At 74.6% G+C, this 10,919-nt stretch carries 7 protein-coding genes; 2 read left to right on the top strand and 5 right to left on the bottom strand.

The genetic code is table 11. From position 1 onward, the window contains the following. The 4 genes from ACWGIG_RS31350 to ACWGIG_RS31365 form a co-directional block, all read right to left on the bottom strand. Positions 1-1,782: DUF5682 family protein (locus ACWGIG_RS31350; RefSeq protein WP_453325071.1), on the bottom strand; the 1,782-nt coding region annotated here is incomplete at its 3' end. Positions 1,783-1,785: 3 nt separating this feature from the next. Then, positions 1,786-3,006, bottom strand: coding sequence for an ATP-binding protein (locus ACWGIG_RS31355; RefSeq protein ID WP_453325072.1), 1,221 nt, complete (start codon positions 3,004-3,006; stop codon positions 1,786-1,788). Further along, on the bottom strand, positions 3,003-8,189 hold the full coding sequence (locus ACWGIG_RS31360; RefSeq protein ID WP_453325073.1) for a hypothetical protein: 5,187 nt from the start codon (positions 8,187-8,189) through the stop codon (positions 3,003-3,005). The genes ACWGIG_RS31355 and ACWGIG_RS31360 overlap by 4 nt, the downstream gene beginning before the upstream one ends. After that, positions 8,186-9,046: a DUF4132 domain-containing protein gene (locus ACWGIG_RS31365; RefSeq protein WP_453325074.1), complete on the bottom strand. Its 861-nt coding sequence runs from the start codon at positions 9,044-9,046 to the stop codon at positions 8,186-8,188. The genes ACWGIG_RS31360 and ACWGIG_RS31365 overlap by 4 nt, the downstream gene beginning before the upstream one ends. A gap of 254 nt (positions 9,047-9,300) precedes the next feature. Between ACWGIG_RS31365 and ACWGIG_RS31370 the strand changes: the two genes are divergently transcribed. Both ACWGIG_RS31370 and ACWGIG_RS31375 read left to right on the top strand, forming a co-directional pair. After that, positions 9,301-9,465 carry a DUF5993 family protein gene (locus ACWGIG_RS31370; RefSeq protein WP_453325075.1) on the top strand — a complete coding sequence of 55 codons (165 nt, stop codon included), beginning with the start codon at positions 9,301-9,303 and terminating at the stop codon, positions 9,463-9,465. 1 nt (position 9,466) lies between these two features. Beyond that, the gene (locus ACWGIG_RS31375; RefSeq protein ID WP_453325076.1) at positions 9,467-10,105 is read left to right on the top strand and encodes a disulfide bond formation protein B; all 639 of its coding nucleotides are present in this window, start codon (positions 9,467-9,469) and stop codon (positions 10,103-10,105) included. A 74-nt stretch (positions 10,106-10,179) separates the two neighbouring features. On the opposite strand, the gene ACWGIG_RS31380 is transcribed toward ACWGIG_RS31375, so the two are convergent. Beyond that, positions 10,180-10,764: a hypothetical protein gene (locus tag ACWGIG_RS31380; protein WP_453325077.1), complete on the bottom strand. Its 585-nt coding sequence runs from the start codon at positions 10,762-10,764 to the stop codon at positions 10,180-10,182. Positions 10,765-10,919 lie beyond the last annotated feature (155 nt).

Below are 10,919 nucleotides of genomic sequence, written 5' to 3' on the forward strand. Positions count from 1 at the left end.
TGCCCCGGCCGCGGTGAGCATCGCGGCCGTCGCCGGGGTCCACCGCACCTGCCAGCGCGTCGTGAGTCCTTCCGTGCCCGCCGCGCCGGTCACTCCCTGCTCCTGCGCGTAGGGGATGCCGCACACCGTCAGCCTGCGCAGCAGCAGTTCGCGGCGCCGGTCCAGGGTGGAGCGCGCCGGGTCGAGCCGGAGGTCGCGCGGTGTCTTCTCGTGCGCCTCCTCCGGGCCGGGGAGGGAGAGGGCCGCGGTCTCGGCCTCGACGGCGGGGCCCAGTCCGCTGCGCGGAGCGGCGGGAGCGGGCCGTCCGGTACGGGCTCCGACGAGTACGCGTTCGAGGGCCATGGCGACGGCGCGGCCGGTGCCGTAGGTCTCGCCGCGTCCCAGCACCGTCTGCACGGCTTCCAGGAGTTCACCCCGGCCGGGGGCGGGCAGGTCGCGCAGACGGGCCAGGTCACCGGCCACCCGGACGACCTCCCGGGCGTCCGCCGGGCCGTAGGGGTGGCCCTGTTCGCGCAGGGCGGCGCAGACGCGGACCGCGGTGCGGATCAGCGCCTCGTGCAGCGCGGCCGGGTCCCCGGCGGCGTCCAGGACCGTGTGCTGCCACTCCGGGTCCCGGATGCCGGCCGGGTAGCCGGACCGGGAGTCGAGCAGAGGGTACGTGTACGGAACCAGGGAGACCGTGCACCCCACCGACCCGGCAGCACCGCCCACTTGGCCGTCCGCCTCCGACACGGGCGTGACGGCGGATGCGCCCGGCGCGGACATGGCGGCAGGACCGTCCGGTACGGACGTGGCGGCGGATGCGTCCGGTACGGGCGCGGCGGCAGGCCCGTCCGGTGCCGGCGTAGCGGTCGGCAGCAGTGCCGGGGTGTGGAAGGCGCCGACCACCACGGCGGGCCGCCGCCCGCCCGCCAGGGCCGCGGCGACATGTCCGCGCATGCATGCCTCGCGCACCAGGTCCGTGCCGTGCACCCCGCCCCGCGCCTCGGCCTCGTCACGCAGCGCCCAGCCGGTGAGGAGGGCGGCACGGCGGAGCGCCTCGGGTGTCGAACCGGGCGCGCGTGCCTCCACCAGCCGGTCCCACAGGTCGTCGCCTTCCCGGCCGGTGAGCCGGGACCGGAGCGCGGCCGACAGTCCGTGCCCCTCCCCCGACACGGGCGCGGAGTCGGCGCCCGGGGCAGGGGCGGGGGTGTCCGGGCCGTCCCCCGCCCACGCCCGGTCTGCCAGTGGCAGATCGCAGGCCACTGCCGGGACGCCGTTCCTGGCCGCCCAGCGCAGAGCGACCAGTTCGGGCGAGAAGTCCGCGAACGGGTAGAAGGCCGGCCCCCGTTCGCCTGCCGGGCCGGGCCCGGGCCCGTCGGCGGGCACTGCGGCCAGCGCCACCGGGGCCTCGGTCTCCTCGTGGGCGAGCCAGCCCAGCCAGGGCTGGAACTCGGCGGGCAGTTCGACGAGGAGGACGTCGGGGGCCGCCGCGTCCAGCAGCGCCGGAAGGATGGCGGCCAGCGAGGGCGCGTGGTGGCGCACGCCGATCAGGAACGGCAGGCCCGGTCCGGTCGCCGCGAGGGCCGCCACCGCGGTTTCCGGGGTGGCGGGTCCGGCCGTCGGGGCCTGCACCGGGGAAGCGGCCGACGCACCGGCGGTCGTCGACACCTCGACCGTGGACGACGCTTCGGCGGTGATCCGCGGCTCGGTGGTGGTCGGCACCTCGGCGGGGGACGGCGTCCCGGAAGTGGTCGACGCCTCGGCGGTGATCCGCCTCTCGGGGGTGGTCGGCTCGCTCATCCGTCAGTTCTCCAGCACCGCGCGCAGGTCCCACAGGGCACGCCAGGTGGCAGACCCCTGCTCCGCGCGTCTGCGCACCGGCCCGTCCCAGTACCCCAGCAGCCGTGCCGCGTCGGCGGGGTCGTCCTTGCGGACGACGCCGAGCAGGTGTCCGGGCAGGAGGGAGAGCACGTCCCGGTCGCCGGGGAAGTAGGCGGCGGCCAGACCCAGGGAACCCGCGACGGAGACCGCCTCCGCCGTACTCATCACCGTGGAGGGGCGTTCGACCTCCCAGCCCTCCACGGAGCGGCCCTCGCGCAGGTCCCGGAAGGCGGTGACAAGGGCTTCGAGGATCGCGTCGTCCACCTGGTAGGCGGCGCCCACGCGTTCGACGGCGGCCCGCGACTGGCGCCGGACGAGCGCGGTCTCGGCGTCCACGTCCCCGATGGGGCCCACGGTCTCGAAGTTGAAACGGCGCTTCAGCGCGGCGGACATCTCCGAGACGCCCTTGTCCCGCAGGTTGGCGGTGGCGATGAGGGTGAACCCGGGGGCCGCGTGCACCTGGGCGCCCTCGCCGCCGGCGAGTTCGGGGACCGCGATGCGGCGCTCGGAGAGCAGTGACACGAGGGCGTCCTGGACCTCCGGCAGGCAGCGGGTGACCTCCTCGACGCGGGCGACGGCCCCCCGGGTCATGGCGGTGAGCACCGGGGACGGCACCAGGGCCTGCTCGGTGGGGCCCTGGGCGAGCAGCAGCGCGTAGTTCCAGCCGTACTTGAGCTGGTCCTCGGTGGTGCCCGCGGTGCCCTGCACGGTGAGCGCGCTGGTCCCGCAGACGGCCGCCGACAGCAGCTCGGAGAGCATGGACTTGGCGGTACCGGGTTCGCCCACGAGGAGGAGCCCGCGCTCCCCGGCGAGGGTGACCACGCACCTTTCGACCAGGGCGCGTTCGCCGACGAACTTCTGCTCGATCACCAGGCGGCGCGGCACCCCGGCTCCGGGCCTGGCGCCCTTCGGCAGGCTCAGCGGCTCGCCCGCACTGCCCATCACGAAGGTGACGACGGCACGCGGGGTGAGCAGCCAGCCGAGCGGGCGGGGGCCGGGGTCGTGGGCGGCGAGGAAGGCCAGCTCGGTGGCGTACCGGTCCTCGGGCAGCGTGACCTGGCGGTGCTCCTGCCCGGGCGCCGTCGCCTGGCTCGGGACGCCGCCCGTGGTGCTGTCCAGGGTGGTCGTGGTGTCGTTCGTCATCGGCGGCGGCCCTTCCGGGGTGCGCGGGTGTCCAGTTCTTCGAAGGCGGGGGCGTCGCCGTCGCGGACCCGTGCCCAGGCGGCTGCGTACAGCGCGGGCACGGGGAGGTGGGGCAGGGTCCGGGTGGACCCCTCCACGGGGTACAGGCGTTCCTTCCAGGTCTCCAACGGCAGTCCGGGGGCGCCGCGTTCGAGCCAGCCGCAGGGGAGGAACACGGTGCGGCCGGCGCGGGAGCGCTTCGCCTCCACGACGAGGTCGGTGGCGGCGAGTTCCGCCCGGGCCTTCTTGGTCCGGGCCGGCTTCCACCCGGTCCAGCGGACGCAGTTGCGGTCCGTCGGGTCGGGCAGGGCGAGCAGCATCAGATAGAGGGCGGCGGCGTCCTCGCTCAGGCCGAGGAAGTCGACGGCCTCGGCCACCAGGTCCGGCACCGTACGCGTCGGGTCCTGGGGCGGGTGGTGCGGGGAGCTGTCGGGGGCGCCCGCCGAGGCCAGCGCGTCGGTCTCCTCGCCCAGCAGTGCGCGCAGGGCGAGGAGATCGCCGCTGCCGTGACGGGCGACGGTGCCCTCGACAAGGCCGAATGCCGGGTCGTCGGGGCCTGCCAGGCCGGCCGGGCGGATCAGCAGCTTCTCGTGGGTGCCGTGGCCGGGGGCGAGGAGCAGCGCCGTGCCGGCCCGGACCAGTCCGTCGGCGTCGGCGCCGCCGGACTCGGGGAGCCCGTGGGCGGCGCGGATCGCGGGGCCGACCGGGTCCCCCGACTCGGTCCAGTTCATACCGAGGTCCAGTACCAGGCCCGGGTCGGCGAGGCGGCCACGCAGGGCCGCGAGCCCGACGGGCAGCTGCGCCCGCAGGGGGTGCCCGTACGGCAGCGTGTAGGCGAGGGTGTGCAGGGCGGTCAGGGCCGAGGAGACCGCGCCGCGTGCGCTCACCCGGCGCAGCCCGGGGCGGCCGGTGCCGTCCTGGACGTCGGTGCCGTGGGCGAGCCAGGTCCGGGTGCCCGTGTTGAGGATCAGGTCGACGGCGCCCGGGTCGGTGCCCGACAGGTCGAGGTCCAGTTCCTCGGGGACGCGGACGAGGGAGGCCAGGCGCTCCTGCCAGACCTCGGTGGCGGCCCGGACGTCGGGGCCCGTGGACCACAGCTCGGCCGGGTCGGCGGGCAGCAGTGCTTGGAGCAGGGCGTGCCGGTCGTCGCGGGGCAGGGCGTCGAGCCTGGCCTGGGCCGCTTCGAAGGCACGTGTCTTCGCCCCGAGCAGGGCGAGTGCCTCGGCGCCGGGCTCCGCGACGGCCGCCGACAGCAGGGCGGCGGACTGGAGGGGACCGATTCCGGTGGCCGTGTGGAACGCCTCGGCGGCCTCCGGACGCCAGGGTGCCGGGCCCTGCTCCCGTACCAGAGCGGTGAGCCGGGTGAGCCGGTCGCGGGCGATGCCCCGCCGGTGGACGTGCTCACGGTCCAGGGTGAAGCCGGGAACGGGGCCGAAGGCACCGGTCGGGTCGTGATCCAGGGCGAGCCAGCGTGCCGCGTCGTTGCGGTCGTTCCGGCCGCGGCCGGCGATGACCACGACGGTACGGGCGCCTCTGCGCAGCACCTGGCCGAGGCGGTGCACGGCCTCGTGGCGTCCCGACGCCGATGTTCCGCCTGCGACGGGCTCGACGAGTTCCACCTGCCTGACCGTGCCCGCCGGGTCGGCCAGCGGGCCGGCGACGAGGGTTTCCAGCAGGAGGAGGAGCCCGGCTCGGTGCTCGGGGGCGGTGGTCTCCGAGGCGGCCCGGTAGGCCAGTTCGGGCAGCTTGTCGAGGAGGGAGGTCCAGCCCAGGGAGTCACCGGGCACGGTGTACTCGTCCCGCTGCCAGCCGTCCACCGGGGTGAACGGGACCTTGGACGGCGTGGGCGGGCCGAACGCGGGCTCGCCGCCGAGGACATGGTTGACGGCGAGGATCTGCCGGATCGTGGTCCACCGGCTCCCGGCCCCCCACCAGCCGCCGCGCATCCGCTCGGAGCCCCAGGCGGAGGCGTTCCGCAGGGTCGTGTCGTCGCCGTGCTCGGGCTCCTGGTCGAAGAACATGCCCTGGGTGCGCGCGGCGTTCCGGGGAGTGGCCGGCTGTACGGGCCGGGGCGGTTCGAGGTACCGGGCGGCTGCGGCAGCCCGGTCCACGGCGTTCCGGACGAGCCCGGTGACGCCCGCGAGGAGCCGTGCGTCGGACACCTCGGGCAGCACCCTGGCGACGGCCTCCTCGCTCAGCTCCCGCGACGAGGGCCCGGTGTACTCCTCGACGGCCCGGAACGCCTCCAGGTGCCGGGCGACCGCGGCGGCGACCTCCTTGAGCAGCTCCCCCGCCCGGGAGTCCGTCAGGTTCCGCAGTGCGAGGGAGCCCCCTTCGTCCCTCGGGCGCAGGGCGTGCCAGTAGGAGACGGGAGGCACGTAGGGGGTGCCCGCAGCGTCGTTCCCACCGGAGGAGTCGGGGGTGACGGACCACAGGCTGCCGCCGGCGCCGTCCGTGTCCGCCGGGTGCGCTTCGACGGAGCGGTGGTGCAGGGCCGCGACCGGCCGTGATCCGCCGGGCAGGGTGAGGGCGCCGAGCGGCACCGGGGAGCCGCCGCCGGGCAGCGGGTGCGGCAGGGTGACCGTGTGGCCGTCGGGGGTGCCGGCGACGATCCGGTGCCCGTCGGCGGGGGCGGCCGTGCCGGGCTCGGTGACCGTGCGGCGGACCCAGCGGCCGAGGACCGTGCCGTCCGTGCCGAACGGGGTGGTCTCCAGACCGGGCTGGAGGGGCAGCACCTGGCAGTGCTCGGCGAGCAGCCGGGTGCCGTCCCGCACTCCGGAGCGGAGGAAGGCGGGGAGGGAAGCGCGGCCGTGCGTGCCGCCGGCCGGGTCGTACTCCAGCCACACCCGCTGCGTGCCCTGGCGGCCTTCGCGCCAGTGACCGGTGCCGTCGGAGATGACGGCGCGCTGGGGCGGGAGGGAGGTGTCGCCCGCGTGCAGGGTCTTGCCGCCGGTGGCCCTGCCGCCGCCGGGCAGCGGCAGGCAGACCTCGTCGGAGGGTCCTGAACCGCCCCAGCGGGGGATCTGCTCGCCGCCGACGGTGAACACCTCGGCGGGGCGGTGCGACCAGTAGCCGCGCTGCTTGCCGTCCTCCCACCAGATGACCAGCAACTCGCCGTCGACGTACCGGAGGGCGATCGTCCGCCAGTGGTCGACGGTGGCGGGCAGCCGCAGGGTGTGCCGCAGCAGAACGCCTTCCGGGCCGATGACGACGGCCCGTTCGAGGGTGTTCAGGATCAGCGCGGGCCAGGCTCCGGTGACGCCGACGCCCTCGGAGCGGTGGTGCCGCTGACGTCCGGCGGCGGCCTCGGCGGCCAGTTCGGCGTACGTCTCGTCGAGCGCCGGCCAGCCCAGTTCGTCGAGGACGCCGGTACGCAGGGTGGCAGCGAGCAGCGGCACGACGTCGTGCCCCTTGAGGAGTCGCACGGCCTCCGGGGCGACGTCTGCGACCACTGCGCGGAACGCCGAGAGCCTCTGGAGAGCGGTGTGCAGTGCGGGGAGCCCTCGCGCGGCCGTGTACTCCTCTGCGCGAGCGGTGAGCCACTCCCGCAGGATTCCCGAGAGCACCGGGTGCGCCGCCAGCTTCGCCATGGAGGCGTCGCCCAGCCGCTGACCGCGTCCGTCGCCGAGGCCGCCGACGTTCCGGCTCAGCAGGGCGCGGAAGACCGGCTGTTCGGCGACGGCCGTGAGGTCCCGCGCGCCGGGCGCGGTGTCGGTGAGCCACGGGCCGACCGGGACGCCGGGGGGCTGCGTGGTGCCCGTGTCGTGGTCGTCCGGCTCGGCGACGGGGATGCCCGAGGCCAGGCAGAGGTCGAGAAGGTCCAGGTCGGCGGTGCGCTGCCAGCGGCCCTGGAACAGCTCGACGGGGCGCCCGTCTGCGCGCAGCCGGTCCGCCATCCGTGCGGTCAGGTCGAGGGTCTGCGGGCTGCGGCCCGGGGTGGCCCGGTTGCGCCGGCGGTGTGCCTCCCAGCGGGCGAGCCAGTCTGCCGGAGAGACGGACGGGTCGGCGGGGTCGGAGGGAGCGTTGCCGAGGGTGTGCGGGAGGGCGGTCAGCAGGTCCTCGGTGCCGGACTCGGCCAGCAACGCGAGCCAGCCGGGTTCGCCGTCCGCGTCCCGGTCGCCCTCGCTGAAGGTCTCGGGGAAGAAGCCGAGGAGCCGGGCCCGCACGGCCGCATCCTTCTGCGCGAGGGCGATGAGGGCGGAGCGGTAGGTCGCCCAGAACGAGGCGGGGGCCCGGACGACTCCCGGGGATCCGATCAGATCGGCCACCAGCTCGCGTTCGGCGGCCTCGCGGTCCAGCCCGGCGGCCTTGACCAGGGCGCGCACGTCCTGCGGCAGTGCCGCGTACGGCGGCATGCCGGCCGCGCAGCGCTCGACCAGCAAACGGCGGAACTGCGCCCAGGCGTCCGCCGGTGCGAGCCTGGCCACCAGGTCCCGCACGTACTGCCGCAGGGCCTTGACGGTCAGTGCGCCGGCGAAGGCGAACTCCAGGAAGACGGCCCGCTGCCGGTCCTCGTCCACGACCAGCCCGTGCACCCGCTCGGCCTCGCGGGCCTTGCCGAAGAAGGTGGCGGCGTAGGTGGTGTTCTCGGCCTGGAGGAAGAGGCGTGCCACTTGCTCGTAGTAGGTGGGGAGGAAGTGGGGTACGGCCCGGCCGAGGCGGGTGCCGAGTGCGTCGAAGCCGTCCTTGGCCGCTCCGGCGCGGGTCTTGGCCTGTCGGCCCAGCCTCTCGATGTCTTTGACCAGGGCCAGGGCGTGGTGCCCGTTGGCCGGGTCGTTGACCAGCGCCCAGGCCGGGAAGCCCAGCGTCTCCCGGCGCACCTGGCCCACGACGGGGGCCTCGGCGGTCCGGGCCAGTCCGAGGAACTCCAGGGCCAGGTCCTCGGCTTCGCCGAGAGTGCCGGGCACGAGCCGGACCACGGGGCGGTCGCCGAGTGCGGTGTGCGTGTAGGTGCGGGCGGTCAGCGCGTCGGCGTCGTCCCGGTCGACGGTGGCGGCCGGGAGGATCGCGCCCGCGTCCAGCAGGGCCGCGGCGCGGGCCTCGGCTGCGGGGGTGGAGCTGCTCTCGCCCCGGGCCTGGGCGGGCAGCGGAGCCGCGCCCGTCGCCGCCGTGTTCGTGTGGGTGTTCGTCGTCGTGGTGCTCATGCCGCCCGCTCCTCGTCCGCCACGTCGCGGCCGGCGTGGAGCGCCGCCGCCATGCGCATGCCCTCGGACCACGCGACGGGGCCGACCTCGGCGGCCGTCAGCGTGCGCCCCGCAGGGTCGGCCCAGGTCAGCGGGCCCGTCTCGGTGTCGTACTCGCCGTATCCGTCGTTCTCGCCGATCCAGATGCGTGCCTCGGCGGTGACGCCGTCCTCGACGACCGGGCAGACCGCGTATCCGCCGCGCGACCGGTACCCGAGCTGGGTGACGCGGCCGTGCAGGAAGCGCAGTTCCTTGAACACGCCACCGGCGTAGGTGTCCACGGACGTGGTGTCCGGGGCGAGACCCTGCGGGCGGCGCCACACCTCGCGGAACAACTGCTCCACGTTCTGGCGCACCTCCAGTTCGACCGCGAACTCCCGCAGGTCGTCGAGGTCGTCGAGGAGGACGGGGTGGGGCACGCTGACGACGTCCGGGGTGATGCGGACCGTGTCGCCGTCCAGGTCGACGAGGCCGAGGCCGCGGTCGGGATCGACATCGCGCAGGAACCCGGCGACCCCACCGTCCGCACCGGTGACCACCACGTCCCGCAGGGCCGCCTGCCACGCCGGGTCCGGCCAGACCCTGGCGAGCACGGCCGTGGGGACGGGCAGCGAACGCACCATCCACTGCTCGACGTCGGTCAGGCACCGGCGTTCGTGCCGCTCCAGCCACTCGGTCAACTGCCGGAGCCCGACGACCGCCGGGTCGTCCTTCAAGCTGGCCGGGACGGACTTCAGCCGTCGGCCCTTCCCGTTGCGGCAGACCACCTTGCCCGCCTCCAGAGCGACTTCGTAGTCGCCCGCCGGAACCCACCCCATGCGCTGTTCTCCCCGTTGTTCCGGACGGCCGCCGAACCGGCGGCACGCTGATGAAACCCGTCAGCGGCAACGCACCGTGACGAGTGGGAGAGACTCTAGGCGTCGCCACTGACAACGAGTTCGGGCCCCTCCGCTTCGGCCCTCGTCCCAGAGGGGGCCGCCCGACCGTTCGTTGGTCCCTTCTCGTGGACTTCGGGCCGTCGCCCGGCGCGCTCACGCCTGGGGCGTCAGCCTGCTGCGTACCGTCCGCCGCCATGGACACCCTCATCTTCGGCGGCATGCTCGCCACCTGGCTGGTGCTCTACCGACAACGCGGCCGGACCCTTCTGCTCATCGGCTGGTGGGTTCTGCTCGCCGCCGTCATCCTGCTGCTCTCGCACCACATCACCAGCAGCCTGGGGCTGGGGCTGAGCTACTGACATGGCCTCCCTCACCGCACCTCTCGGCGACACCGGGGGCTCCGCCCTCCTCGGCAAGGTCCAGTACTGGTTCGCCTGTTTCTTCGCCGTCGGCTGGACGGGGATCGTCTGCGCCGGGCTCGGGGTCCAGTTCATCGGCTGGGACCACCCCTGTCCGCTGTGCATGGTCCAGCGCATGTTCATGCTGCTGGCCGCGCTCGGCGCCGGAGCCATCGTGCGCAAGGGCATGACCGGCGGCATCACAGGACGCGACTACATGATGGGCTGGGGACTTGCCCTGGTCGCCTGCATCGGCGGCGGCTTCACGGCCTGGCGGCAGACCATGCTGCACATCCTGCCGGGCGACGAGGGGTACGGGGACCCGGTGCTCGGCCTGCACATGTACGTCTGGGCGTGGATCCTCTTCGTCGCCTCGGTGGTGGCGATCGGCATCGTACTGGCCTTCGCCCACCTCACCGCGGACCGGTCCATCCCGGCGACGGGCCTCTACGGGCCGATCGGCCGGATCGTTGTCCGGTTCGTCGGTGTGGTGATCGCCGTCAACCTGGTGGCGGTCTTTCTGGAAGAGGGCTTCCACTGGTTCCTGCCGGACGACCCCACACGGTACGAATTCTTCTACCAGGTGGGGATCCTGGGCTGACCGGCGGTTGCGCCGACCCCCGGCCGGCCCCGGACCGTTCCCACCCGTGCCTCTCCTGCCGAGCCCCCCCCTCTTCAGACCGGGCTCGGGCCCCGTGTCACGCGGTGCAGGCAGGTGCCCGCCTGCTCCCGGACCAGGCCAGGAGTCCGGACCATGAGCTTCTCCGCGACGTGGCCCCGGGCCACGACCGTGTCCGGGAAGCGGGGGACCTCGTCGCCGTCGTACAGCACCGACGAGTCCCAGTCCTCCGGGTCCGTCACCCCGCGCCGGTCCACGATCACCGCGCGCGTCGGCACCGGCAGGCGCGTCACCGCCGCGGTCACGGCCGACTCGACGCGGCGTGCCTCGTCCGCCGACAGGCCGTCCAGCCACAGAGTCTGGATCTCGCAGCCCAGCGGCTCGTACACGAAGGCGTCCACGACGTTGGTGTCGGCCGAGAACCACCAGTTCATCGTGATCGACGCGATGCGGCGGCCGAGCAGGAGCCTCAGCTCCTCCCGCCCCAGCGGCACGTCCTCGCCCTCCACGTCGAGCACGACTGCCTCGCCCTTCACCGGGTGCGGGAGGTGGATCCCGTACTCCGCGAAGAGTTCCGTCTGTTCCGCGAAGACCGAGGTGGCCGCCGACTCCCGGTACCAGCGGACGTAGCCGTCAGTCATCAGTCACCACCAGCAGACGAAGTACGTTCTCCGCTCCCGCAGTCCCAGGAGAACTGGGCCCTTCCGGAGCTGCAAGTCGCTTGCCCGGAGGCCTCGTTGCCTCCGGGCAACCCCACGCGCTGGCCATCGTCCGGGCTCCCTCCCCCTCCTCACGG

Source organism: Streptomyces sp. NPDC054863, from assembly GCF_053610825.1.

Bases quoted from the DNA above. Each gene is read 5' to 3' on its own strand.
- ACWGIG_RS31355 (WP_453325072.1), bottom strand. From the start codon at position 3,006: ATGACGAACGACACCACGACCACCCTGGACAGCACCACGGGCGGCGTC.
- ACWGIG_RS31360 (WP_453325073.1), bottom strand. From the start codon at position 8,189: ATGAGCACCACGACGACGAACACCCACACGAACACGGCGGCGACGGGC.
- ACWGIG_RS31365 (WP_453325074.1), bottom strand. From the start codon at position 9,046: ATGGGGTGGGTTCCGGCGGGCGACTACGAAGTCGCTCTGGAGGCGGGC.
- ACWGIG_RS31370 (WP_453325075.1), top strand. From the start codon at position 9,301: ATGGACACCCTCATCTTCGGCGGCATGCTCGCCACCTGGCTGGTGCTC.
- ACWGIG_RS31375 (WP_453325076.1), top strand. From the start codon at position 9,467: ATGGCCTCCCTCACCGCACCTCTCGGCGACACCGGGGGCTCCGCCCTC.
- ACWGIG_RS31380 (WP_453325077.1), bottom strand. From the start codon at position 10,764: ATGACTGACGGCTACGTCCGCTGGTACCGGGAGTCGGCGGCCACCTCG.